Genomic DNA, 23,563 nt, shown 5'->3' with positions numbered 1-23,563 from the left:
CAATGAAACAACTAATTACTTTAACTCTTTTTCTATTAACCTTTACCGCATTTGCCCAAAAACCTTGCGAATATAGTACTAATGTGACAGACTCGATTGGGACTTACAAAATAACGAATGAATATTTAGTGAGCGAAAAAAACTTTGGAGGAAAATTTAGTTACGTCTTCTTTTCATTGGCGCAAACAGACGGTTTACCAACTTTGAATTTACAGCTTATTCAAAAAAGCAAGGATTTTATAAAAGCCAATTGTTTTGATAAAAACTCAAAGGTATATTTACAGTTAGAAAACGGTAAAATTGTTACTTTGATTCACATTAATCAGGAAGATTGCGGAACGCTTATTCGTGATGACAAAGGTTTTGATAACCGCGTACAAACCGGAATTTTTATGTTCGTGAAGGATAACTTCGAAGAATTGAAAAAATCTCCTGTATCGATTATGAGAATAAAATATCTGACTGATACTGAAGATTATATCGTAAAGAGTGAGTTAACTTCTGAAATGAACGGAAAAGTTTTTCATCCAAATACATATTTCATGGACAACATAAGATGTGTTGAATAATTAGTCACAATTCCATTTTTGATTGGAAACTTTATCATTTAAACCTGTTTTTAGATTGTAATGCCACCATTCTGAATCAAATGAATTGAAACCATTTTTTATCATTACACTTTTAAGATATTTTCTATTGGCTTTTACAGGCATTGGTAATTTTTTATAATTGTGACTGGCCTGAATACCAAAAAAATCAAAAGGAGTTCCCATTTCGAGTTCTTCTCCATTGGCATTCACTAAAGTAATATCAACGGCTCCTCCTCTATTGTGGATGGAGCCTTTTTTTGGATCTGCCACATATTCCGGATTTGAGACAATCTCCCACATTTTTTTCTGAATTGACAAAGGTCTGTAACAATCAAAAAGTTTTATTCTTACACCATCTTTAATAAACTCTTTGTTGGCTGCTATTAAAGCTTTAACAGTTTTTAAGCGCAATAAACATTCGGCACAATCGTAGACTTTTGCTTTTAAGAAATTGTCTTCGGTTGCATATTTCATGTCGTAGACAAAGTCTTTGCTGTAATCTTTTAAATTCACAAAAGTGGTATCTGCAATAACAGCGGGAGAAGTATAAACTTCATTTTGCGCGTTTGCTGAACTGATTCCGAAAAAAGAAATTAGAAAAACTAAAGTTTTAAAATAAGAAATGGTGTTGGCTTTTACTTTCATTATAATGTTTATTGTAGAAATGCGTTGGGTGTAATTATTTTTAACACATAGAAACATAGAATTATTGAACTCAAAAAAATGCATTTTACTTGCATTAACACATATAGCTATGTGTGTTAATGCAAGTTTCTTTTTGATTTACTTTTTCAAAAATATAAAATCTATGTTTCTATGTGTTTAACTATTTTTTTGTACATAACACACTAAGGGTTGTAGAAGTAAATATAATCAAAAGCGATTTAAGCTGCAATAAACAATTGTCTATATCTCTCCGGTCATCAATATATTTTCTTTTACGCCTTTGTTTTTCAACATTCTAAAATGTGAGCGAACTGCATGATAAAACGGATATGACGTATACGGAAGGTCGTATTCCTGGGCATATCGCCTTATTATTGGTGTGATATAAGGATAATAGGTATGACCAACTCCGGGAAAAAGATGATGTGCGACGTGATGCGTAAATCCGCCGTATAAAAAGTTTGCCAGTTTGCTGTTTGTACTAAAATCTTTGGTTACAATCATTTGATGCATGGCCCAGGTTGCAGATAAATTTCCGTCTTGATCTGTTACGGGAAAATGTGCATCTTCGTCAACATGTGTCGATACTAATGCTATAACGCCTAACATGCTTCCGCATAAATGCATGGCAAACCAACCTCCTAAAACAATATACCAGGGCTTACTCAGCAAAAGCATGGGGACAAAAAGTAAATAAATGAGATTGATTGCTTTTGCAACAAATAGTTTATAGATTTCTTCTGTTGGAATTTTGTCTACGACTTTTTTTACGTAGTTATCTTTCTTCCCAAAAAAATCTTTGAAATCCCGGATGTAAATCCAATTGAGACTATAAAAAGGATAAATAAGCCACATGTAAATATGCTGAAACTTATGATAATTAAACAACGGACTATTGGGAAAAATCCTAATGATGTCACTTTGTTTGATATCGATATCCCAATCGGGAACGTTAGGATATGCGTGATGAAGGCTGATATGGCGGCGTGTCCAGAGCCAATGGTTTCCACCAAAAAGTTCCAGGACGTACATAAACCATTCGTTATGCTTTGGCTTTTTAAACAATGCACCGTGAGCTGCGTCATGAAAAGCATTTATAAAAAGCACGATCATGATAATACCGCACAAAATATAAAAGAGAAATAGCAAAGAAGTGCTGTTTCCGAACAACAAAATGCAGGAGTAAGACAAAAAAAAGAGAATCACAAGTACGAAAGACTTGACTATATTTAAGAGGTACAACGATGAGTTTTTCAAGACCGTTTCATTCACTTCTGTGCGCATCTTTTTAAAAAAATCATCGGTTCCAGGTTTAAGATAAACCGGTCGTTTTAATTTTTCCATCATGGTTATTGGCTAGAAATTGTCACATCAAATTTAATAAAAAAAACTTAAAACGCACGATAACAAAATATTTTCCATAAAAAAACCATTCGCCGTGGCGAATGGTTTTAGGTTTAACCTGAGTATTGAATTAATAAATTATTTTCTTCGTTTCGGTTTGACCATTATCCAAAACGGCTTTGATGACAAGAAGCTGATTACTGGATCTTACATCATTGATAATCAATTTAGGATCCTGAACGCCTTCTTTTTTGTAGATTAAATTACCTGATACATCAAAAACATATACTTTATCGATTTTATGTTCCTGGGTTTCAATATTAATCACTTTGTTTTCAGCCGTTATCAAAATGTGATTTTTTGCTGATTTATCTTTCTCTACTATAATAGGGTTACTATTATTTGCTACTCTACCAGGATCTGGTGGAAAAATTGTTACGGTTACTGGATAAGTTGTGGTACAATCAGCAAAAGCTACATGTAATATCCCATCGTAAGTTCCTGTCGGAACATTTGCCGGAATATTAATTGAATCTATAGTGCCACCACTTGAGTTAAATGCAAAAAAAGTATAAGGTTGGTCTACCAATGAAGCTGCATTGGCAGTGGCATTCCAATCAATAAAATACCTATCCGGATTACTCGTACTACTAGAATAATATAATGTTGTAGTTTGCGAGTTAGCATCTGTAACAACCCCAGCTATAGTTCCGGAGGTAGTTATTGTTGCACCGTTGAAAGCTGTTTGTACACTAAAAGTCAATGGGCTACTTACAATGCCACTTGCATTTTTTACCGTTAATGTTCCCGTATAAATTCCAGTGGGAGCATTATAGGGAACCAAAACTGAAATAGGGCTGGCTGGTAATGCTGCATCAGTAACTGCTGTAAAATTATTAGTTGGAGATGAATCCCAAACAATACTATATGTTACAGGATTACCTGTTGGCTGATCATACGGTAAAGCTACAAAATGCCCATAATTAGAAGTATCTGTACAGCGTTTTACCAAGGTAGATACTAAATGTATACTTGGAGCCGGATCTTCTTGCGGAATTACAACTGTTACAGGTTCTGAATAACATCCTGTCTCTGAAGCAACACTAAATGTGTAAGTACCGGCTTGCAAGTCTGTAATACTTCCATTTGGGCCAGAAGCATAATATTCTACTCCGCCTGGATTCATTAATAAAGTCCATGAAAGCTCTGGTAATCCTTCGAAATTAACTCCGCCCGGAAATTCGCCTGCCGGTATTATATGCGAAACAACAGGAGTTGCTGCTGGTGAATTAACTGTAATAGATATAGCAAAATCCTGACTGCAGTTTGCACCATTAGAAATATTCAGGTTACCTGTGTAAATTCCTGCCGGAAGATTAGCTGGTATCACAATATTATCTATAACACCACCATTAGAATTAAAAACATATTCATTTTCAAACTGGCTTGGTATTAACTCAGACGACCAAAAAACAGTATACCTTGCAGGATTTCCTGTAGCGGCAGCATATACTAATGTTGCATTTTGTGAATTAGCACTTTCACAAACGGCATTAATTACGCCTGATGTCGTAATTTCAGGAGTTTGTGTTTTCGTCACTGTAAAACTTACACCCGGATTACTAACACTACCATTTGCATTTTTTACTGTTAATGTACCGGTATAAGTTCCAGGTGCTGTAGTAACAGGAATAGTAAATCTGATTGCTTCCTCTTCTAGTACTGCATCTGTAACGTTTACTAAAGTACTGCCGGGAGATGAATTCCAAACGATACTATAGGTTATTGGATTTCCTGTTGTTGCGGTATAAAATAAATAGGGTATATTAGGATCTCCATTAACAAACGAACAAACATTAAGTTCAGATGACTCTAATGTAATACTTGGAGCCGCTTCAGGATTAATTACCAAAGTTATATTCTGAGACTGATTACAAGACGTTTCATTAGATATATAGATAATACCTGTATAAGTTCCAGACGGAACATTTGCAGGAATTGCAATTGTATTTATAATACCTCCACTTGATGAAAAAGTATGCGATGTAAAGGGCTGATCTGCCAATAATGCATTATTTGCTGCCTGATTCCAATCAATAAAATACCTAGTAGGATTACTTGTTTCGGTACCTCCAAAAGTTCCATTATATAATAATGATGCATTTTGGGCATTTGTACTTGTCGTAACAGGTGTAAGCTCTCCATCTGTTGCTACAAAAGAAAGTGCACCTACTGTTAAACTAAAACTTCTACCTGTACTAATACCCCCATTAGCATCTTTTACAGTTAATGTTCCTGTATAAGTTCCTTCATTTGTTGCTGTACCTGAAGGAATAGAAATTGAAATTGGACTAGCTGGCAATGGTGCATCTGTAACCGGTGTAAAAGTATTAGCAGGAGAAGAATCCCATATTATACTGTAAGTTACGGGTTGCCCGGTAGTTCCTGAGTAGGCTAATTTTAAATTACTATTATTACTTCCATAACAGCCATTTTCTGTAGCAGCTGCTAAATCAATTGTTGGTGTAGCTGCTATAACTTCTACAATTGCTGCTTCAGAATTTACTAAAGCACATAGTCCTTTTTGAAGAACGGCTCTAAAATGTGTTGTTTCTGTTAATGGACCGGAAGTATAAGTCGTTTCTGTATTTTCAATCTCCGTCCATTCTGTAAACGGAAATACAGCTGATTCCCATCTTGCAACTGATCCTGTTTGACCAACGAGTTCTAATAAACCGCTTGTATTTCCTGATTCAACTGTAGTATCGCCTGTAACAGTACCTCCAACTGCTCCCGGATTTACTTTTAAGGTTATTGCATGGTTACTGAAACATAATGCAGTATATAATTTAAATATTCCTGAATACGTTCCAGGTGGTACATTTGCTGGTATTTCGATTGATACAGAGCCACTATCCGGATTAAAAGTGATGAAATTTTCAGTAATATCTGTCAATAAAGCAGCATTTGCTGTATCATCCCAATCTATACCATAACTTGTAGGGTCTCCGGTAAGATTATTGTATTCTAAAGAAGTAGATTGCGGATTGTTACTTGCACAAATTGTAGATAATAATCCATTTGTATAAAATTGAGCAACTTGACTTATATTTATATCAAATGATGTACCTGTACTAACAACGCCGTTTGCATTCTTAACAGTCAAAGTTGCAGTATAAGTTCCCGCATCAGCTTCAGCAGGAACAGTAAAGAAAATTGGACTGGCTGGCAATGGTGCATCAGTAATATTTGCAAAACTATTTGTTGGAGAAGAATTCCAAACAATACTATAAGTAACTGGAGATCCGGTTGTTTCGCTATAATTTATCCATGAAGTTTGCTCATTAGGATTTGTACACTTAAATTGTGCCAAGGCTTCTGTAGTTATGGTTGGTACTTCTTCAACTGTAACTGTGGTTGGCTCCGAATTTACAACAGCACAATTACCACTTTGAACAACGGCTCTGAATTGTGTAGTTTCCGTCAATGGCCCAGACGTATACGTTGTTACCGTATTAGCTATATCTACCCAGGTTGTAAACGGACTAACAGAAGACTGCCATTTTACAACTGATCCTGTATGACCTGATAATGTCAACAAATCGCTTGTATTTCCGGATGCAATTATTGTACCGCCTGTTACTGCTCCGCCAACTGTTGGGCGAATTATTTGTATTGCTATAATACCAAAATTTGTACTACAAAATTCATTGTAGAATGTTAATGTTCCTATATAAGTTCCCGGTAATGCATTTGCTGATATTGGAATTTGAATAGTTCCTCCATTTGCATTAAAAGCATTTGGAGTAATAGGAACGTCAGCTAATAAAGCCGCATTTGCTGTACCATTCCAATCAATTGAATAGCTTGTAGGATTTGCAGTAGAAGCTGTATAATTTAAAGTTGAAAACTGAGAATTATTACTTGAGCAGACTGGCTGTAATATTAGATTTGAAACAACTGCAGGTTTTTCATGTACGACTAAAGTAAAAGTCACACCTGTACTAACAGCACCATTTGCATTTTTAACGGTTAATGTTCCTGTATAAGTTCCTGATACCGTTCCAGCTGCAACAAAAAACACTATAGATTCAGGGTTTAATACTTGATCAGTAACAGCTTGCAGACTATTTGTTGGAGATGGGTTCCAAACAATACTATATGTGACTGGAGATCCTGTTGTTGCACTATAAAGTAATTTCGAAAAAATTCCAGCTTCGCCTATACAAACTTCTGAAGCAGTTGGTGCTGCTGTTATTGTTGGCAATTCCTCAACCGTAACAGTTGTAGGCTCAGAATTTACAACAGCACAATTACCACTCTGAACAACGGCTCTAAATTGTGTAGTTTCAGTCAATGGCCCAGAAGTATAAGTTGTGGCTGTATTAGCAATATCTACCCAGGTTGTAAACGGGCTTACAGCTGATTGCCATTTAACAATAGATCCTATATGACCTGACAATGTCAATAATCCACTTGTATTTCCGGGTGTAATTGTTGTACCGCCTGTTACTGCTCCACCAACTGCTTCCGGTAATATTTTTAGAGATATTGAATAAGAATTGCTGCAATATGGTGCAGGACCATAGAGTGTAAATATTCCTGAATAGGTTCCAGGTAAAACATTTGCTTCTATTCGAACATTAATAGACCCATTACTTGTACCAAAACTAAATGGCGCACCAGGTACATCTTCTAAAAGAGCTGCATTTGCTGTATCATCCCAATCAATAGCATAACCTGTCGGGCTTCCAGTAGAAGAATTATAAACTAAACTTGAATATTGCACATCGTTACTTGCACAAACAGTAGAAAGCAGAGGGTCAAAATCAAGCGTAGGAAATTGACGAACAACTATATCAAAAGTACTGCCAAGACTAGTAGCTCCGCTTGCATTTTTTACAGTGATCGTTCCGGTATAAGTTCCCGGAGCTGTTCCGCTTGGTACCAAAATTGTGATAAAACCATCTGCTTCTACAAATATTTCATCGGTAATTGGAACAAAACTATTTGCGGGAGATGGATTCCAGACAATACTATAACTCACAGGACTTCCTGTTGTTCCACTAAAGAATAAATTTGTATCGTATATTTCTTCATTAACACAAATAGAATTTGGAGAACCTGATAATGTTATAGTTGGTAAATCCTCAACCGTTACTGTTGTTGGTTCTGAATTTACGACAGCACAATCACCATTCTGAACAACAGCTCTAAATTGCGTAGTTTCAGTTAATATACCAGATGTATATGTAGTTGTTGTATTGGCTATATCAACCCAAGTCGTAAACGGGCTAACAGAAGATTGCCATTTAACAACTGATCCTGTATGACCGGATAATGTTAACAAACCACTCGTATTTCCAGAAATAATTGTGGTTCCGCCCGTTACGGTTCCGCCAACGGTTGCTGGTTGAATTGTTATATTTATTAAGTGATCTCCGGCACAATTTTCGTTAGAAAAATAAATTGTCCCCTGATAAGTTCCTGACGGAACATTTGCCGGTATTGCAATTGTATTTATAATTCCTCCACCTGTAGAAAAGGCAAATGGTGTTTCGCCTTGATTGGGCAATGCACTACTTCCCAGAATATCCCAATTAATGGAATAACTCGTAGGATTTCCTGTAACTGATCCATAGGATAATGTTGCATTTTGCAAACTGTTACTTGTACAAACTGGATCAACTACTCCCGATGTTCCCAGTCCAGGAGGCTCATTTATAGTTACGGTAAAAACTGAACCTGGATTGCTTACAGCACCATTTGCATTTTTTACTGTCAATGTACCTGTATAAGTTCCTGCCAAAGCTCCTGTTGGAATCAAAATTGTTATTGGACTGGCCGGCAATGCCTCGTCTGTAACGCTAAAAAAGCTATTTGGCGGAGAAGAATTCCAAACTATACTATACGTGGTGGGATTTTCTGTCGTTCCGCTATAACTTATCTTTGTTTCAAATTCATCCTCGCAAATATTTTCGGCAGCTGCTGCTAACGCAATAGTTGGTCGCTTCAATACTGTTACCGTTGTTGCAGCAGAATTTGCAGCTGCACAACTTCCACTCTGAACAACAGCTCTAAATTGCGTAGTTTCCGTTAATATACCAGATGTATATGTAGTTGTTGTATTTGCAATATCAACCCAAGTCGTAAACGGACTTACAGAAGATTGCCATTTAATAACAGAACCTGTATGACCAGATAACGTCAATAGACCGCTTGCATTTCCGGAAATAATTGTTGTTCCGCCAGTAACTGCTCCGCCAACAGATGCCGGAGATACAATTACAGTAGCTGTATTATTGGTACTTAGTGTAGAAGAACAAGATCCAGATTCAATTTTAGTAATTGTTATGGTACTGGAACCCACAGTAGTTAATCCTGTCGCTGTAAAAGTTCCTGTTCCTGCTGTAGTAACAACTAAATTTGCAGTTAATGCCGTAGCACTCGGACTGCTTCTATTATAAGTAACAGTATAATTACCTATTGGTAAATTTGATGTACTTGCAGTTAATGTTACAGTAGATGTGGAACCGGAAGAACCACAAACACCAGTAGCTGATGTACTTGAAATACTATAGGAAGGACAAGTATAAGAAATAATAACCTGACCCGCTGCACCCGATCCACCAACTTGTGAAGCACCTAAAGCCGAATTTATCGCCCCGCTGCCGCCGCCTCCGGTAATTGAACCGCCATTTCCGGGTGCATTACTAAAAATTAAACCTGATACAGCAGCACCTCCTGCTCCTCCTGAATTTGCTCCGTTACCACCCGCACCGGATGAAAGCAATAAACCTAAAAGATTCCATGAATTACCATTTCCTCCGTTTGCACCTGCAAATTTGGTAGTCCCTGCAGAAGCCGCAGTTGAACCTCCGTTTCCTCCTACTGGAGCACCGCCTGCATTATTGGCTCCTCCGCCAGATCCTCCAGCTGCTAAAATAGCCGACTCAAAACCGGTAATTGTAGAGTTTCCTCCCGCTGTACCGTTTCCAGTACTGCCCGAAGTCTGACTCGCAACAACCACATTTAGGTTTGTTCCTGGAGTAACCGAAAGTGGAGCGGTTGCATAAGCACCTCCGCCTCCACCAGCGGCTCCCCGGCCTAAAAGCAGCGGAGCACCACTGGCGCCACCACCAGATCCTCCGCCACCCCAAGCCTGAACATTAATAGTAGATACACCTGCCGGGACGGGAAATGTCCCACTGGTGGTAAACGTTTTCGTTGATCCCGATTGACCCCACGAAAAAGTAACAATAAATACGAGTAAAAAACATAATTTTAGTCTCATAATAATAATTTTTAGGATTAAAAAATGAATTAAGTTTTTGGTAATAATTATGAGGTGTGTAATGAAAAAGAGCTATATATGATAAAAGTTAATCAATAGCGTCTTTTTCTGGAAGCAGTACAACGAGAATACAATGCACTGACAGGCAGGCTGTTACAAAATACAGTTATGAAATTAACCAAAATAATCTTAAATACTACAATGTAATTCTGTAAATTATTACTTACTTAAACAGAATTAATTCCATTTATTTCATTTATTTAACAAGCTAACCATCAATACTTTATAAATGTCATTTTGTTACATAAAAATGAAGTCATAAAATTAAAATTCTTATATTTTTTAAAGAAAAAAGTTACATTTTTTATTTATATGTTTTTAAAAAATAAACATAAGACTACAAAAAACTATTCTTAAAATAAAGTTTGGTTTCAAGATAAAACTGAAATTTTTATTATTTGATTATTATTTTAATAAAAAGCACATCAAATACACATCAGTATTTTTTGCTATTTCTGAGATAAAAAAGTAAATTTCATTTGATATCAATGATATAAATTTCACATAATAATGTCAAATTCAATTTTATATCAAAAGAAAGAAGAAGAGAAAAGAAACATATTTTTTTTACTTTTTCGTAATTTGCCATTCATATAGAAAAAAATTAAGCTATGCTAAAATCCTGTAGACAATCGTGGTGTATTATAATACTATTTCTTTCATTTGCTGTTTACAGTAAACCTGTTATTTATGTAAACCAAATTGGTTTTGATACTAAGGGCTCAAAAATTGCAGTCATTGGCGTTGATCATGATCTTGATGCAAAAACAACTTTTAATATTATTGATGTTGCATCCGGAAAAACAGTTTTTACAGCAGTAGTTGGGAAAGTTCAAAAGGTTGCCGAATGGAAGCTGGGACAATTATTTTACAGAGCTGATTTTTCGTCTTTCCAAAAAAACGGAAATTATAAAATTACTTTGACCGCCGATGGTACTTCATTCAGTTCTCCCAATTTTGCTATTGAAGAAAATATACTGGCAAAAAGAACTATTTCTTCAATCGTACATTATTACAATAAACAAAGAGCCAATACGCCCGAAGAAATTAATGCCGATACAAATATGCTTTTATATGGCAGTACAAAAAGAGTCGATGTACACGGCGGCTGGTGCGATGCTTCGGGCGATGTAAGCAAATATTTTTCGCATTTGGCTTATGCTAATTTTGTATCGCCTCAGCAAACACCTTTGGTTACCTGGTCACTTATTAATACATCAGAAACAATTCCGAAACAGTTAAATCAATGGAAAATAAAAGATTCATTAGACAATGAGGCACTTTGGGGAGCTGATTATATGATGCGCTGTTTATCTGATGAAGATTATTTTTATATGATTGTTTTCAGCTATTTTGATAAAGATCCTGCTGCGAGAAGAATTGTAGGGCTTAAAGCAAATAGTGTAACTACAAACGAATATCAATGTGCTTTTCGCGAAGGCGGCGGAATGGCGATTGCTGCACTTGCGCGAATTTCGCAATGGAAGAAAAATGGGGAATTTACATCTAAACAATATCTCGATGGTGCCAAACGAGCCTACGCACATTTATTGCTCAACAATACCAAATATGATGATGACGGAAAAGAAAATATCATAGATGATTATTGTGCGCTTATGGCTTCTACCGAATTATGGATTGCTACGAATGACAATTTCTATAAAAACGAAGCCCGAAAATGGGCGCATAATCTTGAAAACCGAATGACAGATAAAGGATGGTTTAGAAGCAATGACGGAAATCGTCCGTTTTGGCATGCCGCAGATGCAGGTTTACCAATAGTGGCCTTAACCAGATATTTGAAAAAAGAAACAGATAACAATGAAAAATCAGCAGCAGTGAATGTTATCAAAAAAGCATTAGATTATAATTTAGCTGTTACCAATAATGTCGAAAATCCATTTGGTTATGCCAGACAAAGTTTTTTGTTTAATGAAAAAGTAAAAGACGGCTTTTTTATTCCGCATGATAATGAAACCGGCTGGTGGTGGCAAGGCGAAAATGCCAGATTAGCATCGCTTGCAACTGCAGCAATTGAAGGCGGAAAAATTGTATATCAAAATAATAAGGCAAAAAAACCGCTTGATTTGTATGCAGAACAACAACTTTCGTGGATATTGGGCTGTAATCCTTATTCTGTGTGTTTTATGTACCAGTTCGGGCAAAAGAATGTTCCATATATGCATTCGAATTATGGTCATGGATCAGAGAAAGGCGGCATCTCAAACGGCATAACCGGAAAGGAAGGAAATGGCGACGGATCTGGAATCGATTTTAATATGGATGTTGACGGAAATGACGAATGGCGCTGGACAGAACAATGGGTTCCGCATTCAGCATGGTTTCTTCAGGCTATTACTGCAACCGTTGAAAATAAATAAAATCAAATGAAAAATTTAAAAATAATAATCTGTTTTCTAATCGCTTTACACTTTTTTCAGGGAGAATGCATGGCCCAGAAACCCAAAAAATCAAGATTCAAAGCTTTGGTTTTATACGAAAATGGCGGGCATCATTTGCCTTTTACCAAAGCTGCCAAACCGTGGCTAAACAAATTAGCCGTTGACAGCAGTTTTACAATTGATTATATCGAAAATACCAAAACCATTACTGAAACGCTTTTAAAACAATATCAGGTTTTTATTCAGCTCGATTATCCCCCTTATACCTGGAGCGAAGAATCTATGAAAGCTTTTCAGCAATATATGAATGCTGGCAAAGGTGGCTGGGTAGGTTTGCATCACGCTACTCTATTAGGTGAATTTGACGGTTACCCGATGTGGCAATGGTTTTCTGATTTTATGGGAGGCATACGATTTAAAGATTACATTCCAACTTTTGCAAAAGCGCAGGTAAATATCGAAGATAAATCGCATCCTGTAATGAAAGGAGTTCCTGCAAGTTTTATTGTCGAAAAAGAAGAATGGTATACTTACGACAAAAGTCCGCGGCCAAATGTTCATGTAATCGCTTCGGTGGATGAAGCTACTTATGAGCCGGATTCAAAAATAAAAATGGGCGATCATCCGGTAATTTGGACAAACGAACATTTTGCGTCACGAAATGTATATATTTTTATGGGTCACGCACCAGAATTATTTGAGAATGAAGCTTATACTACTCTATTGAGAAATTCTATTTTTTGGGCTGCAAATAAAAAATGATTTTTTACTGGATAAAACAAGAAACACTCAGATTTGAGTGTTTCTTATATCATACAAAATACAACTACAGATTTTAGTTTTTACATGGTTTTATCTCTCAAATGAATTCTGCACTTCACTGAAAATTCGTTGTAGAATACTCCTCTTATTAGTATAGTATTCTACTTGACCTGACATATTATATGAATAATCAATAAATTTATCATGGTTAGTTTTCAAACCTTTAGGAAGATTAATATCAACATAATAAATAGTGTCATGATAAACTCTTGATTTGTTTCGTATAACCCCTTTTAGTTCTCCATATTCCTTAAAAGGATAATCTCTAAGTTTTATAAACACAGTATCTGCTGTTTTTATTTTACCATAGCCATCTGCAGACATAATTCCTCTTACATATATATTGGTAATTTTTGGCAGTAAAATAAACAAAGGACTGTCCTTTTTTACATATTGGGTAGAATTAAAAAAAGGCTGATAAAATTCCACTTTACCAGATACAGGAGCTTTAATCGTATAATTATGTTCCCAAAAATCTATGGCAGTTTTAAGTTCAAAAAATGCTTTTTTTACATTAAATATAGTTGATGCAATATTTTTTTCCCTTTCTTTTTCTAATATTTGCGTTTCATCTTTCAAGTCTTCATTATAATGAATAATGTCTTGTCTGCTTTTATCAATAGACAATTCTTTTTCTTTAGAATTTAAAATGTTTAGTCTGGAATCGTCCATTTTATCTTTAATGATCACATTAAAAGCAAACAATGAAGAATCTACTTCAAAAGCTTTTTTTAAAATTTCTGCCTTTTCGTCAAATAAAGTTTTTCCAGATGTTACTATTTTTAAATTTTCTTTATTACGAGAGGTTTTCCCTTTTAAATTCGTGATTTTTTGTTTTGTTAAATCGATTCTGAGTATGTTATCAGATTCTATTATGGCTAGCAAAAGGTTATAGTAATATTTTTCTATTTCACCTAATTTTAATGTTTTGTCAAATTTTAATCTATTTATTGAGTTTTCAATATTATTAATATCAATAATGCTCAATTGAGTTTTCAGTTTAACCAAGTCATCATAATTTGTTGGACTATTAATTAAGGCGAGAAGATCTCCTTTTTTAACATCTGCATTTTCTTCTATTCTTAATAGGATCTCACCACTATTTGGAGAATAAATATTATTTATTTGATTTTCTGAAACAACATAAGCCCGGCCTATAATTTTTTCAGGATATTTTATAAAAGCACTTATTAAAACTGAAAGAAATAGAAAAGATAAAATAAAAAAAATGATGGTTTTATAACTGCTAATATTGCCGGCTAATGATATTTCTTTAAGCTCTTCAGATTCGTATTTTTCGGTATAATTATCCATTTTCATTTGGCATTTGGTCTTTAAATAGATTATAAAAGAATGATTTTTTTTCAATTAATTGTTCGTATGTTCCTCCATCTACAATAAATCCTTTATCGATCATAATTATGAAATCTGCACATTTTACAGTTGCTAGTTTATGAGAAACCAAAATAGTGGTCTGGTCTTTCAGGCCTTTTGCAAAAACATCTAAAATTTTATTTTCACTTATAGAATCTATGGCATTTGTGGCCTCGTCTAAAATTAAAAGTTTAGGTTTTTTATAAAGAGCCCGAGCTAATAGTAATCTTTGTTTCTGTCCTTGACTAAGTCCTTTACCTCCTTCCGCAAGTTTTGTATTTAACGCTTCTGGCAGAGCATATAATTCTTCTTTTAAATTTACCCACGGTAATATTTTTTCAATTAATCTAGGATTATAATTCTGCTCATCTGATAAAACAATATTATTTAGAATAGTGTCTTTGTATAGTGTGCTTTCTTGAAAAACCACTCCTGTTTGTTTTCTTAAAAAATCATTATCGAAATTTCTTAAGTTATTCTGTCCAATAAAAATTTCTCCCTGATATTCATCATATACTTTTGTTAGCAATTTGAGTAATGTACTTTTACCACAACCACTTACACCAACAATAGCTGTTATTTTTTTTTCAGGAATACCAAATGTTACATTATTTAATGAATTCTTACTTGCTCCCTTATATCTAAAAGATACATTTTTAAAGAGAATATCATTGTTTGCATGATCAAATTCAGTTATTAAAGATTTAGTTTTGTCTTGCTCCTCTGGGATATTATTGATGTCATTAACTCTTAAGAAACTAATAAAGGCGGATTGCGCCATCCTTATGAATGCAATTAATTCTGCAACGGGGGTTCCTAGTTGACCAATAATAAATTGAACTGAAATAAATGTCCCTAGTGTTAAGTCTCCTTGAACTACTAAATAAGCTCCATAAAAAGTTAGGCAAATATCTTTGACTCCGTTAATGAAATCAGCTCCTAATTGTTGTGTCCTGTCTACGTTTAATAAATTAATTTCTATTTTATACAATAACCCTTGAATTTTTTCCCATTTCCATCTTCTGTTTAAAGAGTAATTGTTGAGTTTTATGTCTTCAAAATTTTTAAGGATTTCAATCCAGGAACTTTGATTTTCTCCCATGAGTTGAAAATATTTCAAATCCATCTTTTTTCTAATTTCATAAAAAAACAATACCCACAAAACATACAGGATCGTTGCGATGAAAAATATTAAAAATAAAAATTTATTAAAAACAAAAAGTATGATACTATATATCGTAATGATGAAAAAAGCCATTATTACTGATATAGCTGAATTGGAAACAAATTGCTGAATTCTTTCCTGATCTTTAGACCTCTGCATTATATCCCCCATTAGCATACCATCTATAAAGCTTACCGGCAAAGAAAAAACTTTAATAAGGTAATCCGTTACTATAGATATTTTAATCCTATTTGCAATCTGTAAAGAAATGGATGCCCTAATCCATTCTCCAATACTTTTAAACAATAAAAGACAAACATTAGCTATTAATACTATTGTAATAAAATCAAAATCATTTCCCTCAATACCAACATCAATTATAGATCTGGTTATAAAAGGCAGACAAGCGTAGACCAATGAAATGATGATCATTACTAGTAATAGCTGAACTATTTTTTTTTTATACGGTGACAGATGCCTTAATAAAAACTCAAGTGCTGATAAATAATTCCCTTTACTGTTTTTTTGTTCTGCAAATTTTTCTGAAACTTCAAGGACAATAATTTTTCCACTATTTTCGCTGCTTACCCAATTTTTAGTAAAATCATTGAGGTCGTACTTTAAAAGCCCCTTTGCAGGATCAGAAATATAAAAGAAGTTTTTTTTTATTTTGTATAATACAACATAATGATTTTCATCCCAGTGAATTATTATTGGTTTTGCAATTGATTTTAAATCATTTATACTAACATTAAAAGCTTGCGCTCTAAAACCAATGTTTTCAGCTATTTTGCATAAATCATAAATAGAAAGTCCTTTTGGCCCCAGAGTTTTATAATAGGTCGAAACGTCTATAATTTTTTTATAATATTTAGCAATAATTTTTATACAAGTTAAACCACAGGTTAATGAATTTTGCTGTGGATAATAAGGAAAAGATCTAATCATTTAATTCTAATTTTTGTATAACAAATGGGATATATGACAGTAATCTATTGTCTATCAATAGTATTGAAAATAAAACATATAAGGTTTCCCTATATAAACTCCATTGTTTGATATTTATATCGCTTAAATTATTTGTTGTTGGGTATGTTTTGTAAAAAGGAATATTATGAATATCTGTGACTTCAGTAATACTTTTAAGAAGTTGTAAAATTGATTTTTCAGTATTTTTTTCACTAGTATAATTCTCGAACAATCCTTCCTTTTGGTCCTCATACATAGTTTCAAACTTTAGCAATACATTCTTTTTGTTCTTTATTAAATCTATAGTTTTAAAGCTCATTCCATTATCATATACAATTGGCAACCAACACTCTAACAAATATTCATTAAAAGCAATAAAAGTTTTAGAGTTGTTGTGAAACCATATTTTTTTTATTTTTTGCATGAATTGAAATGAAAATTCAATTTGAAAAGAAGTATTAAATATCCTATTTGGTTTCCCAATTATTAAATTGGAAACATTGTGGAATAAAGGCGCTACAGCGGAATATATACTCTTTGTTGAAAATCTATATACAAGATCAAGCTGAAAAGGAAATGATAATTTCGATAAATCCTGTCGATTTTTAACTAAAAAATTTAAACGCTCAATGAGATAATCATTAATGAAATTTTTATCGGCTTCAATAGCCATATAAATATTCTGATCTTCTTTGTTTACAGTTACAGGTTTAGACAAAAAGAAATAACAGTTAATTTTTTGCAAGCGAATTTGTTTTACAAATTCACTTAAAACCTTCATCGTTTTTTTTGCTTTCTCTAAATTTAAATCGTTCTCAATTTCAATAATTAAATAGTCATCGGATACTTTTGAAAGTAAATTTGCTGTAGAATAATAAGGTAGCAAACCACCATGCTTGTCTAAAAGCTTTTTAGTTAAGTTAATTAATGGGATCTTATTTTTATTACCATAAACTTCATTTACTGACGTTATTAATTGTGATTCAAATTCTTTATCCAGTTTCTTAATTTGTTTCATCCTGTACTTTCCGTCTCCGCACCATTGTTTGTGCATTTTGAGTTTAAATCCAGTTATTAAATCTAAAAGTTCAGTTATTGAAAACAATAGTTCATCGACATCATTTCCTCCCATTATATCAAAAAGCAAAGATGTTATTTTTACTTTTGACATATAAACTTCCCGATCAGTTAAATTTTTCCCTCCTAATAATTCCAGCTCTTTTGTATGAGAAATCAAGTGATTTAAAAAACTATCCTGATCAAAAACAATAATTCCTTTTGAGATCATATTGATAAAAGCACCTTTACGCGTTATATAATCAATCCATAAAATCTCTTGAACATTTTGTACAGAAATAACTATAACCTGAATTTTCAATTCTTTGTATAAAAGTGTTTCGTTAAATACTGTAATTCTATCACTTGCAAAAACAATAACATCTATATCTGAGAATTCGTTATTTAATCCTTCAACAAAACTTCCGGATATCAGGCATGCATATTGATTAGAATAATATTCATTTATAAATAAGGATACTTCATCCTTTATTTTTCTATTCAATTTCATTTTATTTTTGTATTATTTTTATTACAAATTTATATTTTATATTATTATTTTTCCTACATTAGCAAATGTAAAAATTTAATATTAAATAACTATTATCAACTGTTAAATCATTAGATAATTTTTAAATATGTTTTTTTTCAGGTTAAAAAACAGAATTGATATTAAAATTTTTATTCCCCCGAATTAAAAAAACTTCTATGGTTTGCTATAGATTAATGTTAGATGTTAAAAATTATTAATTTAAAATCAGTTTAGTATGAGTAATTTAAAATTCCCGGAGATTGAAAAAAAAATCCAACAAAGTGTTTATGGAGCTTGGGGCTCTGGAGGTTCTAATAATCAAGAACCACCTAATGGAGGCTGGTATGATAATGGTGATGGAATAACTATTATTGGTCTTGGTGGTGGTGGTTCAGGTTCCGGAGGCAGTTCCGGAGGCTGGGGTGATAGCGGATATGAAGATGGTAGTTCTTGGGGTGACCAAGGTGGTGGTTACGGCGGCGGTGGTTCTGGAGCAGGCCATGATTATGGTGAGCATTTTATTGACCCTAATTATATGTTACATTATGCCCAGGGCAATGCTAGTGCTGAGGAGTCTAAAAACGTTGATGACCAAGTAAGAAGCGCTGTTAATGCCACAGGACTTGCGGCTGGATTTACTGGAACAGCATTAGAGGGAATATCAGCTATAACCAAAGAAATAGGTTTCTCTGCGAAGACACTAGGTGCTGTTGGAAATAAAATTGGTGCCGTTGGGGTTATAATTGGCGGACGTGAGGTCATTATTGCGGCCAAAGAAGCAATAACAGGAGAAGATCCTTGGAAGGATAGTGATACATTAAATGCAATTTCTACTGTTTTGGGAGGCGTTGCTATGGTTCCAGGACCACATTCAATAATCTGTGGAGGATTATCAATAATGATAGGTCTTGTAGGTACCGCTTATGCTGAAAACAATAATTATGCTCCTAATACAAGCGCTGGAAAATATGCACAGGAATTAAGTTATGATTGGGATTAACAAATAAAAAATGAGATCAAAAATGCTTTTATTTTACAGTATGTTTCTTAATACTTACTATTATAGCCAAAATAAAGATGAAGAAACATCTAGGAGAGATGCTTATGCAGCTATACGAAATCTTATTGGATTAGCAATTTTTTTATCTTCAGTGGTAATTCTTGCAGTTATCATCTGTGTTTTCAAGTTACAAATGAAATTCTTAGATGGACCTGGTTTTTTCATTATTATAGGTATTTGCTTATATTATTATCTTTTGCTAACTAAGAAGTTTTTAAAACCATTATTTGATAACGTAGAACTTAAAAAAGAAAAACCTCCGAAGAATTATTACTACATATTTACAATTGCTTTAGTAGGCTTATTTAGCGGAGGAATGTATGTTTTAGGTAGATTGTTGACTATTTATTTGTGTGGATAATCTAAAAGGAAATTCAATCCGTTGAGATATTATTAAATAGTATCAACGGATTGATTTTTATAAAAAAATTATGAAATCAAAAATGCTCAAATTTTACGAAAAATTGCTTAGCACCTATTATTACAGCATTAAGTACGATGAAGAAAAATCAAGAAGATATGCCTATTACGCTATCAGAAATATGATTGGAGTTGCAATTTTCATGCTTCTTTTAGTCATTTACGTAGTTGTTACATGCAGATATAATATAAATATAGATTTAAAAGGAAATAGACCCGCAGCATATTTTTTTATGATGGTAATTGGCTTCTATTATCTATCGCTCACCAAAAAGTATTTAAAACCAATATTTGAAGGTATAGAACTGAAAAAGGAAAAAGCGTCTCTAAAATTTTTTATTGGCTTACTTATAATAGTTGGGTTATTTGGCGGAGGAATGTTTGTTATTTGTAGATTACTTAATTTTTATTTATGTAGATAGTCTAAAAAAGGAAGAATTTCAATCCGTTGAAAAATTAATATCAACGGATTGATTTTTATAAAAAGTTATGAAATCAAAGTTGCTTTTATATTATGAAATCGTTTTTAATTCACTTTATTATAAGTACTATAAAGATGAGGAAAGGTCTAAAAGACTCGCTTTTTCAATAGTACGAAATGCCATTGGAGTAGTTATTTTTATGTTTTGCTTAGCATTTTTTGTAGCTACTACCTGCATTTATAACATAAATATAGATTTAAAAGGAAATAGACCTATTGGATACTTTTTTATGATTGTAGTTGGTTTTTCTTACCTATCACTTACCAAAAAGTATTTACAACCAATATTTAATGATGTCAAACTAAAAAAAGAAAAACCTTCGAATCATTATTATGAAATCTCTGTTGTTCCATTTTGTCTATTTGGATGAGGAATGTATGCGCTATGTAGGTTACTAACTTTCTATTTGTGTAGATAATGTAAAAAGGAAAAATCAAGTTATGAAGTCAAAATTACTTCTGTTTTATAGTATGTTTCTAAATACTTATTATTATAGTCAAAATAAAGATGAAGAAACATCTAGGAGAGATGCCTATGCAGCTATACGCAATCTTATAGGAGCGGCATTTTTTTTGTTTTCTATAGTGATTCTTGTAGTTATTGCGTGTATTTTCGAATTAAAAATGCGCTTCTTGACCGGACCGGTATTTTTCGTAATTACTGGTATTTGTTTATACTTTTACCTTTTACTAACTAAGAAGTTTTTAAAGCCATTATTTGATAATATAGAACTCAAAAAAGAAAAACCTCCAAAAAATTATCACTATCTAATTACAATTATTTTAGCGGGGTTATTTGGTGGAGGAATGTATGCTTTAGGTAGATTACTAACTATTTATTTATGTGGGTAGTCTAAAAAAAAAAGAACTTCAATCCGTTGAAACATTAATATCAACGGATTGATTTTTATAAAAAAAAGTTATGAAGTCAAAGTTGGTTTTGTATTATGAAGTGGTTTTTAATTCACTTTATTATAAATACTACAAAGAAGATGAAGAAAAATCCAAGAGGCTCGCTTTTGGAGTTGTAAGAAATGGTATGGGAGTCATGATTTTTCTGATTTCTATTGTGCTTTTTGTAGTGATTGCCTGTGTTTTCAAATTAAACCTAAAATTCTTAAACAGACCTTTACTTTTCTTTTTTATAATTGTTGGTATATACTATTATCTTTTGCTCAGTAAAAAGTTTTTAAAACCGCTATTTGATAATGTAGAACTCAAAAAAGAAAAGCCTACAAATTATTATTATGAGATTTCAGTTGTTCTATTTTCTTTATTTGGTGGAGGAATGTATGCTCTAGGGAGATTGTTAACTATTTATTTGTGTGGATAAATGACTGCAATATTTCAATTATGCATTGATCACTTCGGCTTTACTGCCCTTTAATTTAAAAAGTAAAAACAGAATATAAATCCCATGTTTTTTTTATAATACAATTATGTTCAAAATATTTTTTACGGGTTTACTATGCTTCTTAAGCTTAGTTGCTTTCTCTCAAAGAACACTTAAAGTCGATGATTTTATAGAGAGTTCTGCAAACTCCATAGAGAGTTCTAAAAAAGCAAAATATATTATTATGAATAAAAATGAAAGTGATTTATTCAATAAAGGTTTTTTACCGGATGTTGCATTAAGTTTTACATTTCCAAGTTATAATCGGTCTATTTCAGAAGTAGGTCAGCCTGATGGAACTTTTGCTTTTAAGGAATCAAATTCAGCTAATTCCAGGGTTAATTTGTCTGTTTCACAAAAAATTCCTTTTACCGGAGGAAAAGTAACTATTTCTAATTCCTTAAATCGATTAGATTTATTTGGAGATACCCATAATTCTACATCTTATTCAGCCTCCTGGTTTGGTGTTAATCTGTCTCAGCCATTAAATTTCTTTAACGCAATGAAATGGGATAAGAAAATTCAGGACGCAAAATTCGACTATAATAATATCGTCACTATCAAAAATGGTATTGGAATAAAGAAAAAAGCAATCAGGCATTATTTTGAATTATTGAAAATCAAAAATGAAAAAGATTTAATAGCAAAAAGAATAGATGTAGCCAATAAGTATAAAAAATATGTAGTAAGTCTTGTTAAGGCCGGAAGAGCAATGGCATATGATTCAATAGATGTTGAATTAAAACTGCTTAATGAGCAAAAAAACTTAAGGTTTGTTGATAAAACAGAAAATCTAAAAATACAAAGTATTAATGCTTTTTTCAAAGGAGAACTTTTTAACAAATTAGATTCTTTAGCAGTTCCTGTATTAAATGAAAATCTTAAAGAATTAGAATTTTATATCAATAAATATACAGATCTCTACTATATAGTTGAAAAAAACAATTTATTAAGCTATGAAAAAAATATTAAACAACTTGAAAAAAGCAGGTTTTATGCAGCAAATTTATCTCTTGGAGCAGGATTCAATAACTCGGCAGATAAATATAAATATATCTTTCAAAACCCAAATGAAAGCCAAAATTTTTCTATTTCATTAAATGTTCCCGTATTAGATTTTGGAAAAAAACGTACTGAACTAGAAGTGGCCAGAACTCAATATGATATTGAAGTACTGAATTTAGAACAAGAAAAAACGCTCAACATCGAGCGTATTTCACTTTTGTATGAAGAAATAAATGATTTACTATATAGCTTAACAATTGAAAAATCAAAAACCGATCTTTTGAAAGTTAAACTAAACAGGATGGAAATGTTGCTTTATGCACAAAAAATTTTATTCATGGATTATTCCGAAGCCGAGGATTTATTCTTTAAATCTCTAACCGAAAAAATAAATATAACCCAGAATATTTACAATAAAATTATTGAGCTGGAAGAAATGACTTTAATTGAAATTATAAAAAATGAAAATTAGATTAGCAGAAATAAAAGATATTAAACACATTTTGCCTCTTTTTATAGAACTTGATACCAGACACAGCCACAATAATCAGGATTTAAGAAGCGTTATTCCTAAGGATCGTTATAATAGAATGTTTCAAGACATTTTTAAAGAAGATAGTAATCTTATACTAACCGTTGTCGAAATTGACAAAAAAATTGTAGGCTTTGCTATTGGAAAATTATTAAAAATACATAATCATTTAATTTTAAAAGATCAGGTAATTGGTGAGATTCTCTATCTTGCCATAGATGAAAATTCAAAAAGAAAAGGTATTGGGCGAGTTATGATGAATGATATTGAAGAGAGGCTTATAAATGGCGGTGCAAATAAACTAGAACTCCGTATATTTAGTTTTAATGATGAACCATTGCCTGAAAAAATTAATTATAAGGCAAAATACACTGTATATGAAAAATACTGATTTTATA

Annotated in this window: 16 protein-coding genes; 10 read left to right on the top strand and 6 right to left on the bottom strand. The window is 32.8% G+C overall.

The features are described from left to right. The first annotated feature begins 2 nt into the window (after positions 1-2). Entirely contained in the window at positions 3-569 is a 567-nt protein-coding gene (locus ACZ0AH_RS08085) for a hypothetical protein (RefSeq protein WP_463475298.1), read from the top strand. On the opposite strand, the gene ACZ0AH_RS08080 is transcribed toward ACZ0AH_RS08085, so the two are convergent. The 3 genes from ACZ0AH_RS08080 to ACZ0AH_RS08070 form a co-directional block, all read right to left on the bottom strand. Further along, positions 570-1,235, bottom strand: coding sequence for a M15 family metallopeptidase (locus ACZ0AH_RS08080; RefSeq protein WP_463475297.1), 666 nt, complete (start codon positions 1,233-1,235; stop codon positions 570-572). A gap of 261 nt (positions 1,236-1,496) precedes the next feature. Continuing rightward, positions 1,497-2,369, bottom strand: coding sequence for a fatty acid desaturase family protein (locus tag ACZ0AH_RS08075; protein ID WP_463475296.1), 873 nt, complete (start codon positions 2,367-2,369; stop codon positions 1,497-1,499). Positions 2,370-2,730: 361 nt separating this feature from the next. Further along, positions 2,731-9,894: a T9SS sorting signal type C domain-containing protein gene (locus ACZ0AH_RS08070; RefSeq protein ID WP_463475295.1), complete on the bottom strand. Its 7,164-nt coding sequence runs from the start codon at positions 9,892-9,894 to the stop codon at positions 2,731-2,733. Positions 9,895-10,565: 671 nt separating this feature from the next. Between ACZ0AH_RS08070 and ACZ0AH_RS08065 the strand changes: the two genes are divergently transcribed. Together ACZ0AH_RS08065 and ACZ0AH_RS08060 are read left to right on the top strand one after the other, a co-directional pair. After that, positions 10,566-12,335, top strand: a complete 1,770-nt coding sequence (locus ACZ0AH_RS08065; RefSeq protein WP_463475294.1) for a glycoside hydrolase family 9 protein — start codon at positions 10,566-10,568, stop codon at positions 12,333-12,335. Between the two features lie 6 nt (positions 12,336-12,341). Beyond that, positions 12,342-13,118: a ThuA domain-containing protein gene (locus ACZ0AH_RS08060; protein WP_463475293.1), complete on the top strand. Its 777-nt coding sequence runs from the start codon at positions 12,342-12,344 to the stop codon at positions 13,116-13,118. Between the two features lie 90 nt (positions 13,119-13,208). On the opposite strand, the gene ACZ0AH_RS08055 is transcribed toward ACZ0AH_RS08060, so the two are convergent. From ACZ0AH_RS08055 to ACZ0AH_RS08045, 3 genes are read right to left on the bottom strand one after another with little or no spacing between them, the layout of a single operon-like run. Beyond that, positions 13,209-14,492, bottom strand: coding sequence for an HlyD family efflux transporter periplasmic adaptor subunit (locus ACZ0AH_RS08055; protein ID WP_463475292.1), 1,284 nt, complete (start codon positions 14,490-14,492; stop codon positions 13,209-13,211). Then, positions 14,485-16,665, bottom strand: coding sequence for a peptidase domain-containing ABC transporter (locus ACZ0AH_RS08050; protein WP_463475291.1), 2,181 nt, complete (start codon positions 16,663-16,665; stop codon positions 14,485-14,487). Before ACZ0AH_RS08050 ends, ACZ0AH_RS08055 begins: the two co-directional genes overlap by 8 nt. After that, positions 16,658-18,247, bottom strand: a complete 1,590-nt coding sequence (locus ACZ0AH_RS08045) for a hypothetical protein (protein WP_463475290.1) — start codon at positions 18,245-18,247, stop codon at positions 16,658-16,660. The genes ACZ0AH_RS08050 and ACZ0AH_RS08045 overlap by 8 nt, the downstream gene beginning before the upstream one ends. Before the next feature lie 262 nt (positions 18,248-18,509). On the opposite strand from ACZ0AH_RS08045, the gene ACZ0AH_RS08040 reads away from it, so the two are divergent. The 7 genes from ACZ0AH_RS08040 (at position 18,510) to ACZ0AH_RS08010 (ending at position 23,556) form a co-directional block, all read left to right on the top strand. After that, positions 18,510-19,274: a hypothetical protein gene (locus ACZ0AH_RS08040; protein WP_463475289.1), complete on the top strand. Its 765-nt coding sequence runs from the start codon at positions 18,510-18,512 to the stop codon at positions 19,272-19,274. Between the two features lie 10 nt (positions 19,275-19,284). Continuing rightward, a complete protein-coding gene (locus ACZ0AH_RS08035) occupies positions 19,285-19,695 on the top strand; it encodes a hypothetical protein (protein WP_463475288.1) in 411 nt (136 codons plus the stop codon). Positions 19,696-19,765: 70 nt separating this feature from the next. Beyond that, entirely contained in the window at positions 19,766-20,176 is a 411-nt protein-coding gene (locus ACZ0AH_RS08030; protein WP_463475287.1) for a hypothetical protein, read from the top strand. A 500-nt stretch (positions 20,177-20,676) separates the two neighbouring features. Continuing rightward, on the top strand, positions 20,677-21,087 hold the full coding sequence (locus ACZ0AH_RS08025) for a hypothetical protein (protein ID WP_463475286.1): 411 nt from the start codon (positions 20,677-20,679) through the stop codon (positions 21,085-21,087). A 70-nt stretch (positions 21,088-21,157) separates the two neighbouring features. Next, the gene (locus ACZ0AH_RS08020) at positions 21,158-21,568 is read left to right on the top strand and encodes a hypothetical protein (RefSeq protein ID WP_463475285.1); all 411 of its coding nucleotides are present in this window, start codon (positions 21,158-21,160) and stop codon (positions 21,566-21,568) included. Between the two features lie 106 nt (positions 21,569-21,674). Next, positions 21,675-23,105 (top strand): TolC family protein, encoded by a 1,431-nt coding sequence (locus ACZ0AH_RS08015; protein ID WP_463475284.1) that lies wholly within the window; start codon positions 21,675-21,677, stop codon positions 23,103-23,105. Continuing rightward, the gene (locus ACZ0AH_RS08010) at positions 23,095-23,556 is read left to right on the top strand and encodes a GNAT family N-acetyltransferase (protein WP_463475283.1); all 462 of its coding nucleotides are present in this window, start codon (positions 23,095-23,097) and stop codon (positions 23,554-23,556) included. The genes ACZ0AH_RS08015 and ACZ0AH_RS08010 overlap by 11 nt, the downstream gene beginning before the upstream one ends. Positions 23,557-23,563 lie beyond the last annotated feature (7 nt).

Source organism: Flavobacterium sp. AC105, assembly GCF_979258495.1.
Note: the sequence above shows the minus strand (reverse complement) of the source record. Positions and strands in the feature narration are given on the sequence as shown.